14 protein-coding genes and 3 tRNA genes are annotated in these 20,590 nt (G+C 74.1%); 14 read left to right on the forward strand and 3 right to left on the reverse strand.

Annotated features, from left to right (window positions below; all coding sequences use genetic code 11):
• Nucleotides 1-9 precede the first annotated feature (9 nt).
• Nucleotides 10-6,051 carry an Ig-like domain-containing protein gene (locus OVA14_RS06095; protein ID WP_267505359.1) on the reverse strand — a complete coding sequence of 2,014 codons (6,042 nt, stop codon included), beginning with the start codon at nt 6,049-6,051 and terminating at the stop codon, nt 10-12.
• Nucleotides 6,052-6,545: 494 nt separating this feature from the next.
• On the opposite strand from OVA14_RS06095, the gene OVA14_RS06100 reads away from it, so the two are divergent.
• Complete coding sequence (locus OVA14_RS06100) at nt 6,546-7,730, forward strand: CapA family protein (protein WP_267505360.1); 1,185 nt, start codon at nt 6,546-6,548, stop codon at nt 7,728-7,730.
• Nucleotides 7,731-7,765: 35 nt separating this feature from the next.
• Here OVA14_RS06100 and pgm read toward each other — a convergent pair whose 3' ends face one another.
• A complete protein-coding gene (gene pgm, locus OVA14_RS06105) occupies nt 7,766-9,400 on the reverse strand; it encodes a phosphoglucomutase (alpha-D-glucose-1,6-bisphosphate-dependent) (RefSeq protein WP_267505361.1) in 1,635 nt (544 codons plus the stop codon).
• Between the two features lie 66 nt (nt 9,401-9,466).
• On the opposite strand from pgm, the gene pheA reads away from it, so the two are divergent.
• From pheA to OVA14_RS06125, 4 genes are all read left to right on the forward strand, one after another.
• Nucleotides 9,467-10,405, forward strand: a complete 939-nt coding sequence (gene pheA / locus OVA14_RS06110) for a prephenate dehydratase (protein WP_267505362.1) — start codon at nt 9,467-9,469, stop codon at nt 10,403-10,405.
• Nucleotides 10,406-10,525: 120 nt separating this feature from the next.
• A complete protein-coding gene (locus tag OVA14_RS06115) occupies nt 10,526-11,584 on the forward strand; it encodes a YeeE/YedE family protein (protein WP_267505363.1) in 1,059 nt (352 codons plus the stop codon).
• A 26-nt stretch (nt 11,585-11,610) separates the two neighbouring features.
• Nucleotides 11,611-11,838 carry a sulfurtransferase TusA family protein gene (locus OVA14_RS06120; RefSeq protein WP_267505364.1) on the forward strand — a complete coding sequence of 76 codons (228 nt, stop codon included), beginning with the start codon at nt 11,611-11,613 and terminating at the stop codon, nt 11,836-11,838.
• Between the two features lie 75 nt (nt 11,839-11,913).
• Nucleotides 11,914-12,537 carry a putative glycolipid-binding domain-containing protein gene (locus OVA14_RS06125; RefSeq protein ID WP_267505365.1) on the forward strand — a complete coding sequence of 208 codons (624 nt, stop codon included), beginning with the start codon at nt 11,914-11,916 and terminating at the stop codon, nt 12,535-12,537.
• Here the strand turns inward: OVA14_RS06125 and OVA14_RS06130 are convergent.
• The gene (locus OVA14_RS06130) at nt 12,534-13,511 is read right to left on the reverse strand and encodes a diacylglycerol/lipid kinase family protein (RefSeq protein WP_267505366.1); all 978 of its coding nucleotides are present in this window, start codon (nt 13,509-13,511) and stop codon (nt 12,534-12,536) included. The genes OVA14_RS06125 and OVA14_RS06130 overlap by 4 nt on opposite strands.
• Nucleotides 13,512-13,617: 106 nt before the next feature.
• Between OVA14_RS06130 and serS the strand changes: the two genes are divergently transcribed.
• The 9 genes from serS (at nt 13,618) to OVA14_RS06175 (ending at nt 20,409) form a co-directional block, all read left to right on the forward strand.
• Nucleotides 13,618-14,880 carry a serine--tRNA ligase gene (gene serS, locus OVA14_RS06135; RefSeq protein ID WP_267505367.1) on the forward strand — a complete coding sequence of 421 codons (1,263 nt, stop codon included), beginning with the start codon at nt 13,618-13,620 and terminating at the stop codon, nt 14,878-14,880.
• Nucleotides 14,880-15,677, forward strand: a complete 798-nt coding sequence (locus OVA14_RS06140; RefSeq protein WP_267505368.1) for an HAD family hydrolase — start codon at nt 14,880-14,882, stop codon at nt 15,675-15,677. Before serS ends, OVA14_RS06140 begins: the two co-directional genes overlap by 1 nt.
• A 103-nt stretch (nt 15,678-15,780) precedes the next feature.
• Nucleotides 15,781-15,865: transfer RNA gene (locus OVA14_RS06145), tRNA-Ser, on the forward strand.
• A 16-nt stretch (nt 15,866-15,881) separates the two neighbouring features.
• Nucleotides 15,882-17,153, forward strand: coding sequence for an LCP family protein (locus tag OVA14_RS06150; RefSeq protein ID WP_267505369.1), 1,272 nt, complete (start codon nt 15,882-15,884; stop codon nt 17,151-17,153).
• Nucleotides 17,154-17,218: 65 nt separating this feature from the next.
• Nucleotides 17,219-17,307 (forward strand) — tRNA-Ser (locus tag OVA14_RS06155).
• 228 nt (nt 17,308-17,535) lie between these two features.
• Nucleotides 17,536-19,356 carry a cell wall-binding repeat-containing protein gene (locus OVA14_RS06160; protein ID WP_267505370.1) on the forward strand — a complete coding sequence of 607 codons (1,821 nt, stop codon included), beginning with the start codon at nt 17,536-17,538 and terminating at the stop codon, nt 19,354-19,356.
• Between the two features lie 112 nt (nt 19,357-19,468).
• Nucleotides 19,469-19,672 (forward strand): cold-shock protein, encoded by a 204-nt coding sequence (locus OVA14_RS06165; protein ID WP_188718584.1) that lies wholly within the window; start codon nt 19,469-19,471, stop codon nt 19,670-19,672.
• Nucleotides 19,673-19,754: 82 nt separating this feature from the next.
• Nucleotides 19,755-19,827, forward strand: a tRNA-Arg gene (locus tag OVA14_RS06170).
• Between the two features lie 159 nt (nt 19,828-19,986).
• Entirely contained in the window at nt 19,987-20,409 is a 423-nt protein-coding gene (locus OVA14_RS06175) for a hypothetical protein (RefSeq protein ID WP_267505371.1), read from the forward strand.
• Nucleotides 20,410-20,590: the final 181 nt, after the last annotated feature.

A 20,590-nucleotide genomic window follows, 5' to 3' on the forward strand; every position in this document is an offset into this window, starting at 1 on the left:
CTCCAGGCGCTACGGCAGCGCGTAGCCGCACGCGACGATGTGCTCGCTCTCGAGCCCGCCGCTGTCGATCGCGCGCACGCGGATGCAGGCCTGGTTCCCGGGCTCGCGCCCGCCGGAGAACGAGCCGTCGGCGGCCGGGCGCACGACCGTCCAGCCCGAGGCGCCGTCATCGAGGATCCACTCGAGGCGGTCGAGCGGTCGATCGGTCGTGCCGTTGGGCCCGAACGAGAAGGTCACGCCGCCCGAGTAGCCCGTGACTGCCGCCCTCGGCTGCGGGGGCGGCGCGTAGCCCGCTGCGACGGGCCCGATGGTGATGCGGTCGCTCACGTTGCCGTCGACGTCGACGACGATGGCGGTCATGTAGGCCTGGTGCCCGGGCGAGAGCTGCTGCGTCTGCGAGCCTGCGGCGGGCGAGACCCGCTGCATGTTCTGCCCGTTCTCGTACTGGGTCCACTCGATCCTGTCGAGCGCACGGCCGTTGCTGCCGTTCGGTGCCCATTGGTAGGTCACCTGGTGGACGCCGGGCGTGATGGAGATCACGGGCGCCGGCGGTGGCCCGAACGGGCGGGCCTGGTTCGAGGAGACGGTCCAGCCGCTGGCGAGGGCCTGGCCGTCGATCGTCGCGGTCGCGCGCACCTCGATCGTGTACGGCCCTCCCGTGTTCGACAGCCCCGTGTAGGTGCCGCCGGGGCCGAACGACTGGACGCCGCCGCCGTTCGCCCGCACCTCGAAGCGCACCTCGTCGGCGCGGAGGCCGTTGCGGCTCCCGGGCGTCCAGTCGACCCGCACCTGCCCGTCGCCGTCCGTCACGCGCACGGCGCTCGGTGCCCCGGGTGCCGTCGCGGCGGTGCGTGCCTCCGTCGGGGCCGAGGCGGCGCCGGTACCCACCGCGTTCGTCGCAGCGACCGTGAAAGTCACCTGCGAGCCGTCGAGCGGCACCTGCGCGAAGCGCGCGGACGTGCCGGTCACCGTCTGGGAGAGCCCGGTCGAGGAGCGCACCAGGTAGCTGTCGACCGCGATGCCGTTGCCGCTCGCGGCCTCCCAGGTGACCGTCATCTGCACCTCCCCGGGCGTCGAGCGGTCGACCGCCGCGCTCGCGCCGCTCGGCGCGGAGGGGAGGCCCGCGGGGATCGTCGGCGCGGACGGGGCGGAGAGCTCGCTCGGCTCGGGCGCCGCGTTGTGCGCCTGGAGGCGGAAGGTGTAGGCCGTGCCGTTCGCGAGCCCCTGCCACGTGTGGGCGGTGACGGCGGCCAGCTCGACCGCGACGGTGCCGTCGGGCGCGGGCGGCTGGATCTGCAGGGTGTAGCCGCTGACGGGGGACCCGTTCGAGACCGCGGGCGCCCACGCGATCGCGAGGCTGCCGTCGCCGCGCGTCGCGCTGGGCGCCGAGGGCTGCTCGGGCCGGCGGTCGGGGCGCGCGTCGGCGGATGCGGGGGAGGGCTCGGAGTCGCCGACCTCGTTCTGCGCCACCACCTGGAAGCGGTAGGTCACGTCGTTCGTGAGGCCCTGGACGACGCACGTCGTGGCGGCGCAGGGCTGCGAGATCGCGCCGTCGGCCGAGCGCACGAGGTAGCCGGTGATGGGCGCTCCGTTGGGCGCGGGCGCCGCCCAGGTGAGGGTGACCTGCGCGTCGCCGACCGCGTCGACGTTCGGCCGCGGCGGCGCATCGGGGCGGCCCTTGACCGTCACGGTCGCCGTGCCCGAGACCTGCCGCTCGGTGAGGCCCGTGCCGTCCTGCACGACGTATCGCACGGTGAGCGTGCCCGAGAAGTCGGCGCCCGACGTGACGGCGATCCGCCGGCCGGCGACGGCCGCCGAGCCGTCACCGCCCACGACCTCCGCGGAGACGAGCTCGAGCGGCACGCCGTCGCGCGCGAAGGGGTTGACGTCGTTGGCGAGCACGTCGACCTCGATCGGCACGCCCTGCTCGCCCTCGGCGCGATCGGCGTTCGCGATCGCGAGCGGCCGGTTCGTGGCGACCACCTCGACGAGGACGGTGCCGGTCACCTCGTTGCCGTGCGGGTCCTCGAGCCGGACGGTGTAGGCGCCGCTCGTGCCGGGCGTCGCCGTGCGCTCGGCGGCCAGCACGATCGAGGAGCCCTCCAGCCGCGCCTCGACGCCTCGCACCCCGCCCTCCAGGCCGGAGTAGCGCATGGCCTCGAGGTCGCCCGGGTCGGGGTCGCTGGTCGCCGAGCGCAGGTCGAAGCGCGTCTCCTGCTCGCCGGCGACGGCCTGCAGGCTCGCGCCCGCGAAGCTGGGCGGGATGACGCTCGAGGCCACGACCTCGATCGGCAGCGTCAGCACCGCCGTCGCGCCGTCCGGGTCCTCCGGGCCCGTGCCGTCGGTCACCTCGAAGGTGACCGAGGCCGGGCCGACGTAGCCGGGCGCGGAGCGGAAGCGCAGCGTCTGGGTGTCGACGACGAGGCCGGAGCCGTCGTCGTTGACGGCGGTCACGGTCTCGCCGGCCGTGATGCGCGGCGCGTTGCCGCTCGAGACGGCCACGACGTCGCGCAGCGGCAGCAGCCGCTCCTCGCCCGAGGGGATCTGGAGGGGCTCGCCGATCGAGAGGACCGGCTGGCGGTCGCGCACCGGCGGCACGCCGACGAACGCCTCCGCGGTCTGGCCGTCGATGTCGGTCACGCGGTAGGCGACGACCTGGAACGACTCGGTGGGGATCACCTGCACGGCGCTGCCCGCGACGGTGCCGGGGCCCGTCACGATCGAGAGCTCGAGGTCGTCGGGGTCGCCGTCGGGGTCGAGGTCGTTCTCGAGCACGGGCACGTCGGTCGCCTGGCCGAGCACGAGCTCCGCGGCGCTCACGGGGTCGTCGCGCGCGATGGGCGGCTCGAGCGCGGCGGTCTCCGAGACCGTGAGCATGACGATGCCGGTGGTCGTCAGGCCGCGAGCGTCGGCGACGACGTAGGTGAGCTGGTGCACGCCCTCGGCATCCGGCGTGACGAGGTCGACGGTGCCGCGCTCCACGTCGACCGTCGCCCCCGCGAGCTCCGGCGGCAGGTCGAGCCCGTCGGGCTCGAGGCGCAGCGGATCCTGGTCGGGGTCGGAGTCGTTCTCGAGCACGGGGATCGCGATGGCGCGCCCGGGGCGCGCGGTGACCGTGTCGGTCTCGGCGAAGGGCGCCTGGTTGACGTCCGCGGCCTGCGCGATGCCGATCGTCGCGGTCGCGGTGGCGCTCGCGCCCCACCGGTCGCGGACGCGGTAGGTGAACTCGACGGTGCCCCCGGCATCCGGGTAGGCCTCGAAGTCGAAGTGGTCCGGCCCCGTCTCCTCGATCCGGCCCTGGTCGGGCGCGGTGTCGTAGCCGACCAGCTCCACGCCGTCGCCGTCGCCGTCGATGCCGTCGAGCGGGATGGGGATGCGCACGGTGGCGCCGGCGAGCACCCGTGCCGTCACCGGCCGCGGGCTCGGCGCCGCGTTCTGCTCGGGGTCGCGCGGCACGATGCGGATCGTGACGGTCGCGGTGTCGCGGTTGCCCTGCTCGTCCTCGACCTCGTAGGCGACGGTGGCGCGCGAGGGCGCGCCCTCGAGCGCGTGCACCCGCAGCATGCCCTCGGAGACGAACGCGACGCCCTCCTCCACGGAGGCGAAGCTCGAGCTGACGACCTCGCGCACGAGGGTGAAGGGCGCGCCGTCGGGCGAGAAGTCGTTCGCCAGCACGTCGATCGACTGGAAGTCGCCCGCGCGGACCGTCGCGGTGTCGTCCACGGCGACGGGCGCGCGCGGCTGGGCGGGCGGGGCGACGGGGATCACCTCGACGGTGCCGGTCTCGGTGAAGCGGCCGTTGGAGACCGCGTAGGTGAGCTGCAGCGGCGCCTCGAGACCGCGCGAGTCGCGGATCCGGAGGAGGCGCCGGTCGACGAGCTCGACGGTGATGGGCGAGGCGCCCTGCACCGCGATCGACTGCACGACGAGCACGCCGCCCGCGGGGTCGACGTCGTTCTGGAGCAGGTCGACGAGCGCTTGGCCGCCCTGCGGCAGGAGCGCGGTGTCGCGCACGGCCACGGGCCGGGCCTCGTCGTCGGCGTCGCGCACGTCGACGCGGATGCGCCCGGTGGCGGAGGTCGTGCCGCTGCCCGCCACCACGTACGTCAGGTAGTGGGTGCCGAGGGGCGCGTCGAGCACCTCGACGATCCCCGTCGCGCCGTCCCAGCGCATCTCGATGCCCGGCTCCTCCTGCACGAGCGCGAGCCGCAGCGGGTCGCCCGAGGGGGAGGAGTCGTTGAGGAGCGGCCGGATGCTCGCCTCGCGGCCGACGATCGTCGAGACGAAGTCGGCGTTCGCCTGCGGGGCCGCGTCGCCGCGCTCGCGCACGTCGACCGACAGGCGGCCCGCGGCCTCCTCGCGGCCGTCGGAGATCCGCAGCTCGACGTCCTGGAGGCCGGCCTCGCCGGTCGCGGTGTAGACGAGGCGCCCGGAGGGGTCGGTCTGGACGGTGTCGCCGGAGGGGCTCGTGGCGCCCATGAGGTAGAGGTCGTCGCCGTCGGGGTCGAGCCAGTCCTGCAGCACCTGGTACTCGACCGTCGCGCCCTGCTCGACGACGAGCGTCGCGTCGCGCAGGGACCGCGGCGCCTCGTTCTCGTCGTCGCCGCGGACGTCGACGTCGACGGTCGAGGTCGCGGTCTCGCCGCGGCCGTCGGCGATCCGGTACTCGAAGGCGAAGTCGCCCGTGAACCCCTCCGGCAGCTGCACCTGCAGCTGCGAGTCCTGCTCGACCGGGGCGACGACCACGCCGTCGGGCAGCGATCCCGCGACGCTCGCGGTGAGCACGTCGCCGTCGGGGTCCGAGTCGTTCCACAGCACCGGCAGGAGGGTCGCGCGGCCGTCGCGCGCGCCGAAGGAGTCGGGGTTCGCGACGGGCGGCTGGTTCTCCTCGGAGGGCGGCGGCAGCTGGTCCTCGAAGCGGTCCTCGGTCGACTCGTCCTCCTCGTCGCTCCGCTCGTCCGAGGTGGGCGGCACGAGGTCCGTCCAGTTGTCGACGAGCACGAGGCGGTCGGAGAGCAGCCACGAGGAGCCCTCGGCGACCTGGTTGAGCACGACCGTGCCGCGGTTGACGCGGAAGACCGCCTCCGAGCCGTCGAGGCCGTCGACGAGGTGCTCCGCGTCGCGCGCGTCGTCCTCGCAGTCGCGCACCAGCACGCCGGAGCCGGGCCAGACGCCGTAGGCGCAGCCGCCCAGCTGCACGGGCGCCACGGCCTCCGCGGCACCGCCGCGCTCCTCCTGCGCCGGGGCGCCGCCGTCGAGGGGCTGGTGCACGAGCGCGGTCGCGGTGGCGAGGACGACCGCGTCGGAGGCGTCGCCCACCTGCTGGAGCACCGAGCCCTCGGGCGCCTCGACCGCGCCGCCGGGCAGCAGCAGCGAGCCGCGCCCGGCGTCGAGCACGACGGGCTCGTCGCCGACGACGGTGAGGCTCGGCGCCGCCATCGCCGAGAGCTCCCGACGCTCCTGCCGCTCCACCCGCGTGCCCTCGTCGTCGAGCACGACGCGCACCTGGGTGGCCGACTCGGGCGAGATGGCATGCACCTCGCCGCCGAGCGAGACCGCGGCGACGAGCCCGGGCTCGAGCTCGAGGGTCGGCTCCGCGGTCGCGGGGTCGAAGCCGGCGATGTCGTCGAACGGCATCGCCCACAGCCGGCCGCTCGCGGGGTCGGTGATCGCGAGGACGCCGCCGCCGAGCGCGATGCCGCCGCCGGCGGGCAGCTGCACGCTCGCGCCGAGCTCGACGTGCACGGGGTCGACGAGGATCGCCGCGCCGGAGTCGCGCGCGAGCAGCAGCACGTCGTCGCCGTCCTGGAGCACGTCGAAGTCGTCGGTCGGGGCCACGAGGCCGGCGTCGAGCGCCTCGGCCTGCACGTTGAGGTGGCCGAGCTGCTGCGTCTGGGTGCGGGTGACCCAGACGCCGCCGTCGTGGAGGTCGACGTCGGTGGCGGTGAAGCCGTCGTAGGCGACCGCGAGCACGCCGAGCACGATGCTGACGGCGCTGATGAGCGCCGCGGCGGCCGCCGAGCGGCGGTGCCTGCCGAGCTTGCGCAGCACGACCGCATCACCCCTCTCCGGTCGTCCGACCGCAGCCGCCCTCCGGACGGCGGGGTGGTCGTGCGTCCATGATCGCCCATCGGCGCGCGGGCGCGCTCGGGGTTTCCACGGATGCGGTCGGCCGCGCCGCGCGGATGCGGCGCTCGCGCAGGCGCGGGACGTAGCCTCGGCGCATGGCGAAGGCAGGGCGATCGATCGGCAGGTCCGGCGGCGGCGGCTCGTTCGGCGGCGGGGCCCGGAGGTTCTCGGGCGGCGGCTCGCGCTCCTCGGGCGGCGGCTCCTTCGGCGGGCGCCCGCGCTCCTCGGGCTCGTCGTGGGGCCGGGGCTCGTCGTGGAGCCTGGGGCTCCGGCTCGGGCGGTTCCGGCTCGAGCGGCTCCGGCTCGTCGTCGCGCTCCCGCCCGCACGGCGGCGCCCCGGCGACGGGCAGGGACTGGGCGATGGCCGCGATCGCGATCGTCGTCGTCCTCGTCGTCTACGCGATCCTCGCGGGCTCGTGAGGCGCCCCGCGCTCGCCGCCGCGATGCTCGCGGCGCTCGCCCTCGCCGGGTGCGCGCCCGGCCAGGCGAGCCCCTCGCCGTCGGCCGAGGAGCCCGCCGCCTCCGCGGCGCCCACGCCCACGCCGACGCCCGAGCCCGTCGCGGTCTCGGTGAGCGCGATGGGCGACATGCTCCCGCACGACTCGGTCACCGCCGACGCGCAGCTGCCCGACGGCTCCTACGACTACGGCCGGTTCTTCGACGCCGCGCGCGGCATCTGGGCCGACAGCGACCTCGTCTACTGCAACCAGGAGGCGCCGAGCGGCGGCGTGGAGCTGGGCCTCAGCTACTACCCGGCGTTCAACGCGCCCGTCGAGTTCGCCGAGGGCATCGACGCCGCCGGCTGCAACACCATCGGCCTCGGCAACAACCACACCTTCGACCGCGGGCAGGAGGGCGTCGACCGCACCCGCGCCGTGTGGGACGACCTCGATCCGCTGCTCATCTCGGGCGCCTACCGCGACGCCGAGGAGCAGGCCGAGGTGCCCACGACCGAGATCGACGGCCTCACCGTCGCCTTCCTCAATTTCATCGACCTCTCGAACACGCCCACGAACGACACCGTCGTCACGTGGCTCGACGACCCGCTCGTCGAGCAGCAGATGGCGCAGGCCGAGGAGGCCGCCGACGCGACGATCGTCGCCGTCCACTGGGGCGACGAGTACTCGCAGGTCGTGAACGCCCGCCAGCGCGAGCAGGCGCAGCGCCTCGCCGACCTCGGCGCCGAGGTGATCCTCGGCACGCACCCGCACGTGCTGCAGGAGGCCGAGTGGCTCGAGCGCGAGGACGGCTCGCGCGCGTTCGTCTACTACTCGCTCGGCAACGCGCTCTCGACGCAGATGGCCGTGCCGCGCGTCGTGAGCGCCGTCGCGCAGTTCGACCTCGTGGGGCTGCCGGGCGGCGACGTCGAGGTCGTCGACCCCTCGGCGGTGCCGATCTACATGCACTTCGACCTGACGCCGCAGCAGTTCGTCTCGGGCGCGTGGGCCAACCGCCGCAACCTGCAGCTCTACCCGCTCGTCGACGCCGCGGAGCCGATCACGCGCTCCGCCTGGCGGAACGAGCTGACGGTGGAGTCGGGCATCGCGCTCGTGACCGAGGTGCTCGGGCCCGACGTCCGGATCGACACCGAGACCCGCTAGCGCCGTCCCCCGAGCGCGGGGCGCCGCCGCGAGGCCTACGCCGAGAGCGCGGCGTCGACGATCGCCTTCGCCTCCGCCTGCACCTGGCGCAGGTGCTCGGCGCCGACGAACGACTCCGCGTAGATCTTGTAGACGTCCTCGGTGCCCGAGGGCCGCGCGGCGAACCACGCGCGCTCGGTCACGACCTTGAGCCCGCCGATGGCGGCGCCGTTGCCGGGCGCCTCGACGAGCTTCGCGACGATGGGGTCGCCGGCGAGCTCGGTCGCCGTCACCGCGTCGCCCGAGAGCCTCCCGAGCCGGGCCTTCTGCTCGCGCGATGCCGGCGCGTCCACGCGCTCGTAGACGGGCGCGCCGAAGCGCTCGGTGAGCTCGGCGTAGAGCTGCGAGGGGCTCTTCCCCGTGACCGCTCGGATCTCGGAGGCGAGGAGGCACAGCAGGATGCCGTCCTTGTCGGTCGTCCAGGCCGTGCCGTCCTGCTGCAGGAACGACGCGCCCGCGCTCTCCTCGCCGCCGAAGACGACCGAGCCGTCGATGAGGCCGGGGACGAACCACTTGAAGCCGACCGGCACCTCCCACAGGCGCCGCCCCAGCGACTCGACGACGCGGTCGATCATCGACGAGGAGACGAGCGTCTTGCCGATCGCCGCGTCCGACGACCAGCCGGGCCGGTGCTCGGCGAGGTACTGGATCGCGACGGCGAGGAAGTGGTTGGGGTTCATGAGGCCGCCGTCGGGCGTCACGATGCCGTGGCGGTCGGCGTCGGCGTCGTTGCCGGTGAGGATGTCGAACTCGTCCTTGCGGGCGAGCACCGAGGCCATCGCGCTCGGGCTCGAGCAGTCCATGCGGATCTTCTCGTCCCAGTCGAGGGTCATGAAGGCCCACGTGGGGTCGACCACGGGGTTCGTGACCGAGAGGTCGATGCCGTAGCGCTCGGCGATCGCGCCGTAGTAGTCGACGGCGGCGCCGCCGAGCGGGTCGGCGCCGATCCGGATGCCGGAGGCCTTGATGGCCTCGAAGTCGATGACGCCGCCGAGCGCGGCCACGTAGTGCTCGCGGAAGTCGTAGAGCTCGACCCGCGGGTCGCTCGAGCCCTCGACCTCGGTGCGCAGCACGCCCTCGAGCCCCGTGGCGATGAGCTCGTTGGCCCGCTTCGCGATCCAGCCGGTCGCGTCGGAGTCGGCGGGGCCGCCGTGCGGCGGGTTGTACTTGAAGCCGCCGTCGCGCGGCGGGTTGTGCGAGGGCGTCACGACGATGCCGTCGGCCCGGTCGTCGGGCCCGGCGGTGGCGTTGTGGGCGAGGATCGCGCGCGAGACCGCGGGCGTCGGCGCCACCGAGCCGCGCGCGTCGGCCGTGACGCGCACGCCGTTGGCGACGAGCACCTCGAGCGCCGAGCGCTCCGCGGGCAGCGAGAGCGCGTGGGTGTCGCGGCCGATGAAGAGCGGGCCCGTGATGCCCTGCGCCGCGCGGTACTCGACGATCGCCTGCGTGATCGCCACGATGTGGGTCTCGTTGAACGCGGCGTCGAGGGCGCTCCCGCGATGGCCGGAGGTGCCGAACGCGACCGCCTGGTCGGGGTTCGACACGTCGGGCACGAGCTCGGTGTACGCGCGCTCGAGGGCGGCGACGTCGATGAGGTCCTGGGGCTGGGCGACCGTGCCTGCTCTGCTCATGCGCCCATCCTGGCACCGTCGTCCTGCGAGCGGAGGCGCGGATGCGCGCCCGCCTAGGCTGGGCGCATGGCCAGCGCGCGCACCGTCAGCTTCCTCGGGCCCCGGGGCACGTTCACCGAGGCCGCGCTCGACCAGGTGCCCGGCATCGGGGGCTGGGAGCGCCGGCCGGTCGCCAACGTGCAGGCCGCGATCGCCGACGTGGCGGAGGGGCGCTCCGACGCGGCGATGATCGCGATCGAGAACTCGCTCGAGGGCGGCGTCACCGCGGCGCAGGACGCCCTCGCGGCCACGCCGGGCATCCGCATCCTCTCCGAGCACCTCGTGCCGGTCGACTTCTCGCTCGTCGCGCTCGCGGGCACGCGGCTCGAGGACGTGCGGGTGGTCGCGGCGCACCCGGTCGCGCTCGCGCAGTGCTCGCGGTGGCTGCAGCAGGCGCTGCCGGGCAGGGCCCACCTGCCCGCGCCCTCGAACGTGACGGCGGCGGCCGACCTCGTGCAGGGCGTCGCGCAGGCGGCGCTCTCGACGCCGACGATCACCGACTGGGTCGAGGGCCTGGAGGTGCTGGCGGCCAACGTGGCCGACTCGCGCCACGCGGTCACCCGCTTCCTGCTCGTGGGCCGCTCCGGCGCGCTCCCGGAGCCCACGGGCGCCGACAAGACGAGCCTCGTCGTCGAGCTGCCGAGCGACGAGCCCGGCGCCCTGCTCGACATGCTCGAGCAGTTCGCGACCCGCGGCGTGAACCTCACGCTCATCCAGTCGCGCCCGATCGGCGACCGCCTGGGCCGGTACCGCTTCGTCATCGACGCCGACGGGCACGTGCGCGACGAGCGCGTGGCCGACGCGCTGCTGGGGCTCAAGCGCTCGAGCCCGCGCGTGACCTTCCTCGGCTCCTACCCGAAGGCCGACGGGGAGCGCTCGAGCGTCGAGCGACGCTACGCCGACCGCCGCTTCGAGGACGCGCGCGACTGGCTGCGCGGCATCCTGGGCGCCGAGCCGGGGGCGTAGCCGCTCGCCCAGCGCTACGCGCTGTGACTATGGCAGCCATAGCCTCTTGTTAGGGTTGGGGTGCGCGACGGGCCCGACGGCCGCGCGCACGGACCCCGCACCCACCAGGAAGGCACCCCTGTGATCCTCACCGGCCTCGCCCTCGGCGCCGCGCTCGGCTTCGCGCTCCAGCGCGGGCGCTTCTGCGTCACCGGCGCGTTCCGCGACGTCTGGCTCGCCGGGCAGACGCGCTGGCTCACCGCGTTCCTCATCGCGATCGCCGTGCAGTCGGTCGGCGCCTTCGCGCTCGACGCGGCAGGCGTCATCGAGCTCGGCGGCGGCACGTTCCCCTGGCTCGCCGCGATCGTCGGCGGACTGGTCTTCGGCTTCGCGATCGTCTACGCGGGCGGCTGCGCCACGGGCACCTACTACCGCGCGGGCGAGGGCCTCATCGGCTCGTGGATCGCGCTCGCGACCTACGCGCTCGCGGCCGCGATCATGAAGCACGGCCCCGGCGCCCCCGTCGTCGAGGCGCTGCGCGGCGTCACCGCGCCCGTCGGCACCGTGCACGAGCTGCTGGGCGTGAGCCCCTGGCTGCTCGTCGGGCTCCTCGTCGTGGGCACGGGCGCGGCCGCCTGGCACCACCTTCGGAAGGACGCCGCGCGGCCGAAGCCCGTGCAGCTGCCGGCTCGCCGGCGGGGCCTCGCCCGCATCCTCTTCGAGCGCCCCTGGCACGCGTTCGCCGCCGCGATCGTCATCGGCGCCCTGGGCGTCCTGGCCTTCCCGCTGTCGTGGGCGACCGGGCGAGAGAGCGGCCTCGGCATCACCACGCCGAGCGCCGACATCGTCGCCTTCCTCGTCACGGGCGACGTCGAGCTCGTCGACTGGGGCGTCATGCTCGTGCTCGGCATCCTGCTGGGCTCGTTCGTCGCGGCGAAGGGCTCGGGCGAGTTCCGCGTGCGCGTGCCCGACGCGCAGACCGTGCTGCGCTCCACGGGCGGCGGCCTGCTCATGGGCGTCGGCGCCGCGATCGCGGGCGGCTGCACCATCGGCAACGCGATGGTCGGCTCCGCCACCTTCACGCTGCAGGGCTGGACGGCCTTCGCCGCCATGCTGCTCGGCACGGGCCTCGCGGTGCGCCTCGTCTTCGGCCGCCGCGGCGCCGCCGCCGCTCCCGCCCCGACGCCCGTCGGGGTCTGACCGACCACCTGCGAAGGAGGACCTCCATGACCGTCCACGTGCTCGAGACCGAGGGCCAGGTGTGCCCGTTCCCGCTCGTCGAGGCCAAGCGCGCGATCGCGGCGATCCCCGCGGGCGACGAGCTGCGCATCGACTTCGACTGCACGCAGGCCACCGACTCGTTGCCGCGCTGGGCCGCGGACGAGGGCTACCCCGTGACGGCCTTCGACCGCACGGGCGATGCGAGCTGGACCATCACGGTCCGCAAGCCCTAGCCCCCGCCTTGCCTCGGCCCGCGCCCGCCCGGCGGGCCGAGGCGTCGTGTGGGCGGCGGCGCGTACGGTGCGGCTGTGGCACGGATCGCAGCATGGCGGGGCGTCGACGACCCGAGCAGGATCGATCGCGCGGTGCTCGACCTCGGCGCCGAGCAGGATGCGCACGGGATTGCCGGGCGCGGCGGCATGCGCGCGCACGGCACCTCCACGACCGAGCGCTACGCGCTGTCGTGGCGGCTCGTGGTCGATCCCGGGTGGATCTCGCGGACGCTCGAGGTCGCCGTGCACGGCGACGCGTGGTCGCGGGCCCTGCGCCTCGAGCGCGGCGACGACGGTACGTGGAGCGCGCTCGTCCGCGCCCACGGCGACGCGCAGCTCGCGCCGGCGGGCATCGTCGACGCCCGGGCGCTCGACGGCGCCCTCGACTGCGACCTCGGGCTCTGCCCCGTCACCAACTCGATGCCCATCCGTCGGCTCGGCATGCTCGAGCGCGGTGCCGCGCCCGCTCGCATCGTCGCCGCGTGGGTCGAGGTGCCGAGCCTCCGCGTCGTGGCCTCCGAGCAGCACTACGCGCCGCTCGGGCCGGGGCGCGTCGAGTACGCAAGCGCATCCCGCGACTTCGTCGCCGAGCTCGAGGTCGATCCGGATGGCGTCGTCGGGCACTACCCGGGGCTCGCCGTGCGGCTTCCCGAGGGCTAGACGGGCAGGCCGAGCCCCGCGCGGCGCTTCGGCACGCGCACGACGAGCGCGTCCTCGCGCACGAAGGCGCGGAGCGCGACGGCCTTGCCGACGATGTCGCCGTCGACCTGCACGGCCCTCGGCTCCTCCAGCCGCGCCTGCGTCTCCTTCGCCTGGCCGTAGCCGAGCGCGGGCCCGGTGCGCTGGCGCCCGAGGCGGCCCGTGCGGCGCAGCAGCTTCGTCACCAGCAGGTTGTTGCGCGCGATGTAGCCGCCCACCTGCATCCAGCCGCGCACGCCCTTGGGGCGCACGAGCGCGATGTCGAGCATGCCGTCGTCGACGACGGCGTCGGGCAGCACGACGATGCCGTTCGTGACGGTGCCGCAGTTGCCGATGAGCAGGGTGTTGACGCTCGAGCGCACCGTGCGACCGCCGTCCATGCGCACCTGCACCCGCACGGTGTCGAGGGAGTTGATGACCTTCCCCGCCGCGTCGACGTAGGCGAGCCAGCCCACCTTCTTCTTCAGGTCCTCGTCGGTGCGGTCGATCATCTCGGCGTCGAGGCCGAAGCCCACCATGACCGCGAAGGCGTGCTTCGAGCGCGAGCCGTCGGGCGCCTCCACCTCGAGCTCGCCCAGGTCGATCTCGCGGTCCTCGCCCTCGAAGGCGCTGCGCACGGAGCCGCGGAGGGTCGTGACGTCGATGCCGAGGTTGCGGGCGAGCAGGTTGCCCGTGCCCGCGGGGATGATCGCGAGGGGCACGCCGCTGCCCGCGACGAGGTCGGCCGCGACGCGCACGGTGCCGTCGCCGCCCGCGACGAGCAGCAGGTCGATGCCCTCGTCGAGCGCGCGCCGCACCGCGGCCGCTCCTGCGTCGTCGGCGTCGGTCTCGAACCACACGGGCTCCGACCACTCGATGGGCTGGGCCGACTCGACCTGCGCTGCGAGCGCGTCACGGTCGGCCTTGGCGGGGTTGAAGACGATGCCTGCGCGCATGCCGCGACTGTACCGCCGCGCTCGCCGCGCCAGCCGGGAGCGCCCGCGATCGCGGTGCGGCGGCGGCGCGCAGCAGGCGGCCCTCCGGCGCTCCTAGGATTGAGGGGTGATCGATCCCCAGCTGCTGCGCGAGCAGCCCGACCTCGTCCGGGCCAGCCAGGAGCGTCGGGGCGACCCGGTCGGGCACGTCGACGACGCGCTCGTCGCGGAGTCGGCTCGTCGCGCCGCCATCACCGAGTTCGAGCGCCTGCGCGCCGAGCAGAACGCCCACGGCAAGCTCGTCGGCGCCGCCTCGAAGGAGGACCGCCCCGCGCTCATCGAGGCTGGCCGCTCGCTCGCCGCGGGCGTCAAGCAGGCCCAGGCGCGCGTCACCGAGGCGGAGGCGGCCTTCGACGCCGCGCTCTCGCGCGTCGGCAACCTCGTGCACCCCGACGTCCCCGCAGGAGGCGAGGAGAACTTCGTCACGCTCGCGACGCACGGCGGCCAGGGCTCGCTCGGCTTCGAGCCGCGCGACCACGTCGAGCTCGGCGAGATGCTCAAGGCGTTCGACATCGCCCGCGGCGCGAAGGTCGCCGGCAGCCGCTTCTACTACCTCACGGGCATCGGCATGCGGCTCGAGCTCGCGCTCATGCTGCTGGGCCTCGACGAGGTGCTGCGCGACGGCTTCACGCCGCTCACGACGCCCACGCTCGTGCGGCCGGAGATCATGCGCGGCACCGGCTTCCTCGGCGAGCACGCCGACGAGGTCTACCGCCTGCCCGCCGACGACCTCTACCTCACGGGCACCTCCGAGGTGGCGCTCGCGGGCTTCCACGCGGACGAGATCGTCGACCTCGAGCAGCCGCTGCGCTACGCGGGCTGGTCCACGTGCTACCGCCGCGAGGCGGGCTCGGCGGGCCGCGACACCCGCGGCATCCTGCGCGTGCACCAGTTCAACAAGCTCGAGATGTTCGCCTACGTGCGGCCCGAGGACGCGGAGGCCGAGCACGAGCGCATGCGCGCCCTGCAGGAGCGCATGCTGCAGGCGTGCGAGCTCGACTACCGCGTCATCGACGTCGCCGCGGGCGACCTCGGCTCCTCGGCGGCGCGCAAGTTCGACATCGAGGCGTGGATCCCCTCGCAGCAGCAGTACCGCGAGCTCACCTCCACCTCCAACTGCACGACCTTCCAGGCGCGCCGCCTCGGCACGCGCTACCGCACCGAGACGGGCCGCACCGCGCCGGTCGCGACGCTCAACGGCACCGCCGCGACGACGCGCTGGCTCATCGCGATCCTCGAGACCCACCAGCAGCCCGACGGCTCGGTGCGCGTGCCGGAGGCGCTGCGGCCGCACCTGGGCGGCATCGAGCGCATCGAGCCGGTCGCCTGATGCGGCTGCTCGTCGCCCTCGACATCGACGGCACCGTCGTCCGGGAGGACGACTCGCTCTCGCCGCGCGTGCGCGACGCGGTGCGGGCGGTCGTCGCCGCCGGCCACGTGGTCGTGCTCGCCACCGGTCGCTCGCAGGCGACGACCGAGTCGACGGCGGCGCGGCTCGGGATCGAGCCCGACCACCTCATCGCGGCCAACGGCGCGCTCGTGCTCGAGCGCGCCGGCGACGCGTACGAGCCCGTGCACGTCGAGACCTTCGACCCCTCCGACGCGCTGCGGACGATCGCGCAGGGCCTGCCGACCGGGTCCTTCATGGTCGAGGACGCCCGCGGCCACCGCCGCTACACCGACGGCATGGTCGACTGGAACCTCGACGCCGCCGAGCGGGTCGAGTTCGAGCAGCTGCTCGAGGTGCCGGCGCTGCGCGTCGTCGTCATGAGCCCCGACCACGAGGTCGACGAGTTCCTCGAGATCGTCGAGGGCATGGGCCTCCACAAGGTCTCGTACGCCATCGGCTACTCCTCGTGGCTCGACATCGCGCCCGACGGCGTGAACAAGGCGACGGGCCTCGCGCGCGTCGCGGAGGAGCTCGAGATCCCGCGCGAGCGCATCGTGGTCGTGGGCGACGGGCGCAACGACATCGAGATGTTCGAGTGGGTCGCGGCGGGCGGCGGACGCGCCGTGGCGATGGGCCAGGCGCCGGACGAGGTGGTCGCGGCGGCGACCGAGCGGACGGCATCGGTCGACGACGACGGGCTCGCGCTGCTGCTCGAGTCGATCGTCCGCGCGGCCTGAGGCGCACGCACAGCCCCCTGCGAGCGGCGGCAGGGGTGCCTCGGCGCGCCGGATCGGTAGAATCGTGGGCGGCCGCCGCGCCGATCCAGCGCTCGGCGGGCGAGGAGGGCTGTCCGAGCGGCCGATGGAGCCGGTCTTGAAAACCGGTGGGCAGCGATGCCTCGTGGGTTCGAATCCCACGCCCTCCACGGAAAGGGGAGCAGCATGGCATCCGACCAGGCGAGGACCGTCGTCGACACCTCGGCGATGTCGCCGCGCCACGGGCGCCTGCGGCGTCGCAACGGCCTCACGCACGTGCTGCGTTGGGTCGCGCTCGGCGTGGCGGTCGTCGTGGCCTCCGCCGTCGGCATCGTCGGCGTCTCGGCGCTGCGCCTGACGCAGGGCATCGCCACGGTCGACCTCGGGGGCGAGGCGCCCCCTGCGCAGCCCGGCTTCGCGCCCTACCAGGGCGGCTTCAACATCCTGCTCGTGGGCTCCGACCAGCGCACGGGGCAGGGCTCCGCCTTCGGCGAGTCCTCCTACGGCGAGGGCCGGCTCAACGACGTGACGATGCTGCTCCACGTCAGCGAGGACCAGCAGAGCGCGACCGTGGTCTCGTTCCCGCGCGACCTCATGATCGACTTCCCGGAGTGCGAGGACCCGGAGACGGGCCAGGTGAGCCCGGCCGCCTCGAACGTGCAGTTCAACCAGGGGCTCTCGCGCGGCGGGCTGTCGTGCGTCGCGGCCTCCGTGTCGGAGCTCACGGGGCTCGAGGTGCCCTTCGCCGCGATGATCACGTTCAACGGCGTCATCGAGATGTCGAGCGCCGTCGGCGGCGTGCCCGTGTGCTTCGCGGGACCGGTCGACGACCGCTGGTCGGGCCTGCAGATCCCGGAGGCCGGCACCTACGAGCTCGAGGGCGAGCAGGCGCTGCAGTTCCTGCGCTCGCGCCACGGCGTCGGCGACGGCTCCGACCTCGCGCGCATCTCCTCGCAGCAGGTCTTCATGTCGTCGCTCGCCCGCACGATGCAGTCGGACGCGGTGCTCACCGACATCACGAAGCTGTACGCGATCGCGCAGGTCGCCGCCGACAACATGACGCTCTCCTCCGGCCTCGCCGACATCGGCACGATGGTCTCGATGGGGCGCGTGCTCGCAGACATCCCGCTCGACACGATGCAGTTCGTGCTCTACCCGAACGTCCCGGCGGGCAACCGGGTGGCGCCAGACCCGGTGCGTGCCGAGGCGCTGATGGAGCTCATCCGCGCCGACCGGCCCATCCAGCTGGGCGCCGACTCCCTCGGCGTCGCCTCGACGAGCGAGACGCCCGGCGCCACCGAGACGCCCGGCGCCACTGAGGAGCCTGCCGCGACCGAGACCGCGGATCCCGCCGCCTCCGGCACGCCGGAGCCGACGCCGACGGAGTCGAGCGCCCTCGAGGGCGTCGTCGGGCAGGACGCCGCACAGGAGTCGTGCGTGGTGCCCTTCGGCAGCTGATCCCGGCGCGCACGGGCGGGTGCCCCGGGTTTGGTAGAGTCGACCCCGGCCCGCCTGCGGGCCGAGGAGACGTCGCATAGTCCGGCCGAGTGCACCACCCTGCTAAGGTGGAGTCCCCAATAGGGGACCGAGGGTTCAAATCCCTCCGTCTCCACTCCACTCTCGAAGGCCCCGGCCGCTCCCAAGCGGTCGGGGCTTCGTGCATCCGGCGTGTCGTCACGACGCCGTGCAGGTGCGCAGAGCCGCGCTTCCCCCGCCTCCTGGCTAGTAGGACGCCGTTACGGGCGGCGCAGGCTAGCAGGCCTCCCTCTTGACACTTCCGCGACACGCGGATGCTGTGTACTGTCGCGTGCGTCACGGCCCCAGCACGGAGGAACGACCCATGCGCTCCCGCCCCCTCGCCATCATCGTCGCCCTCGCGTCAGCGGTCGCGGTCGCGGTGCCCCTGGTCGGCGCCGCCCCCGTCAGCGCCTCGTCCATCGACCTCGGCCGGGGCACGCTCGTCGAGCGCTCGACGATCGGGGAGTCGACGACGGTGTTCGAGGGCATCAACACCTACCGGGTCCAGCAGGGCCTCGCGCCGCTCCGCTTCATGCCGCAGCTGCGCGACGTCGCGCAGGACTGGAGCGATGAGCTCGGCGAGACCGATGCGTTCGCGCACCGGCCGAACTTCTTCGCGAGCTACCCCAAGGGGGCGCAGAGCGGCGGCGAGATCATCGCGATGCGCAGGGACGGCAACGCTGCGGGCCTCGTGACCCAATGGATCGACTCCCCGCCCCACCGGGCGCTCATGGTCGGCAACTACTCGGTGATGGGCACCGGCGTCTCGCTCGCCACCGACTACCGCGGCACGTCGAGCTCGACGGCGATGCTCGGGGTGACCAACCTCGCCCGGTACCCCAGCACGGGAGGTCCCGCCACCTATGCCTCCGTCGACGGCTGGCTGCAGGCCTCGGGTCGGACGCTGCACGACGTGGTCGCGCAGCTGGACTCCGTCACCGTCAACCCGGATCACTCGATCACCGTGCGCGGCTGGGCGTACGACCTCAGCGACCACGGCGCGAGCGTCACCGTCTCCCTCTGGGTCGAGGGACGACCTGCGGTGCGCGTCGCGGCGAACCGGGCGTGGCAGCCCCTCGGCGACGAGGGCGTGCGGGGAGCGCACGGCTTCGTCCACACGTTCGCGGCAGGGCCCGCGCAGAGCCTGCGGGTGTGCGGGCTGGCCGCGAACGCGGTCGGCCCCGGAGCGCACCAGTCGCTCGCGTGCATCGCCCGCGAGACCGGACCGGCGCTGACGCGCGTCCCTGCTCGAGACACCATGCAGGCCTCGGTCGACTTCTCGCGGGCCAGCAACGTCGCGAGCCAGGTGCGCGAGGTGTACCTCGCGCCGAGCCACGTCTTCTACGAGTCGCTCCTGGCTGCCCCCGCGGCCGCGCGCACCGAGGGCGCGCTGCTGCTCGTCGACCCCGCGGGGCCGTCGTCCGCGCTGCTCGCCGAGCTCCGCCGGCTCGCGCCGACGGCGATCACGGCGGTCGGGACGTCGGACGTGCTCAGCGAGGCAGCGCTCCGGTCGATCCGCGCCGCGCTGCCCGCGGCGTCGGTGGCGCGCGTCCCGGGTGCCGACCTGGCGGAGATCGGCACGAACCTGGCTCGCCGCGCCTTCCCCGGGGCGGCCGGCGCCTACCTGTCGGCGGAGGGCAACCTCTCCGACACGATCTCGGCGTCGTCGGCAGCCGCGGCGCGCGGCGTGCCGCTGCTGATCGTGCCTCGTGCGGAGGCGCTCGCCCCGTCGGTCTCCTCGTACGTCGCCCAGGCCCGGCCGGCACGCGTCACGATCGTCGGCGGCGCTCCCGCGCTGGCGGCTGCCCACGAGCGGCAGGTCGAGGCTGCGGCCGCGGGCGTCGACGGCGTGCAGGTCCGTGGTGCCGATCGGTTCATCACCAACGCCGCTGCCCTGCGGACCGCGTGGACGTCGAGCGCGGACTCGGTGTACCTCGCCTCGGCCATGATGTTCGGCCACGCGAGCCTCGGCAGCGCGATCGCCGTGGGCGACGGCCCGATGGCACTCACGGCAGTGGCGTGCGTGCCTCCGTCGCCGCACTCCTTCATCACCACGACCATCGACCCAGTGGAGGTCGTGGCGATGGGATCGAGCTGGACGGTGAGCGACCGGGCAGCGGGGCTCGGTCGCTGCTCGAGCTGAAATCGAATCGCGTTCGGGGATCCGCGCCGTTCGACGCTAGGCTGAGTGCGGGTGCAAGGCCCGAGACAGACGCGTCGCTGCTACGGCGCGGATTCAGCACCCAGGAGGATGCATGGCAACCGGAACCGTCAAGTGGTTCGATTCGGGCAAGGGCTTCGGCTTCATCGCCCCCGACGACGGCGGCAAGGACCTGTTCGCCCACTACAGCCAGATCGCGTCGAGCGGCTTCAAGACGCTCGAGGAGGCGCAGGCCGTGGAGTTCGAGGTCGTCGAGGGCACCAAGGGTCCGCAGGCGGCGAACATCCGCCCGCTCTGAACCTGATCGGGTGAGGCGACTCGCCCCGATTGGCGCTCGGGCCGGGGGTCGGCTAGGCTGATCCCCGGCCCGAGAAGGCCAGGCGCCCGTAGCTCAACGGATAGAGCATCTGACTACGGATCAGAAGGTTGGGGGTTCGAGTCCCTCCGGGCGCGCACTGTGTTGAGACAGTAGGAGGCCACCTGCGGAAGCAGGTGGCCTTCGTGGTTCCCGGGGAGCCTCGGCGCTCGCGACGCCGATCGCGATCCTGCGTTCGATCCGCCGCCGCCGCGATCCATGTCGCTCGGAGCCGCGGCCGGGCGGAAGATGGGAGCATGGCCGCGACCCACACGATCGACTTCGACCGCATCCGGGCCGAACGGCCTGCCGGCTCGATCGGCGGTCGGCTCGAGGCGCTGCTCGACGCCGCCCTCGGGTCCGCGGCCGAGCCGACGGTCCGCAGCGATGCCGCCCGCCAGATCGTCTACCGGCTGCGCGACGCCCTCGCCGCGACGCCCTCTGCTGACGATCTCGAGCCTCGGCGGCAGGAGCTGACGCTGCTCCTCGCCGAGCACGTCGTGCGCTCGGGTGGGGCGACCCGCATCGACGGCTCCATGCAGCGCGGCGACTTCGAGGCCGACGACTGGGAGGCGCACCTGACGGCGATGCAGATCCTCTGCTTCCTCGACGGCGGGTACCTCTCCCTCGTGCGCCCCATCGCCCCTCCGCAGGGCGTCGCCGCAGGCGACCCCGCCTGATGCCGCGGCGAAGCCACACGCGTCGGCGGTCGGCAGCGCTCGTCCGTGCCGGGACGCACGCGGCCCCGGACCAGGCATGGTCCGGGGCCGCGTGCGGTCAGCGAGGCTGACTAGCGCATGATGATCCACGGGTCACCATTGCGCATGGTGGCCTCGAGGACCGGGTCCTTGTCCTTGCTCA

Source organism: Agrococcus sp. SL85 (assembly GCF_026625845.1).
Classification (GTDB): domain Bacteria; phylum Actinomycetota; class Actinomycetes; order Actinomycetales; family Microbacteriaceae; genus Agrococcus.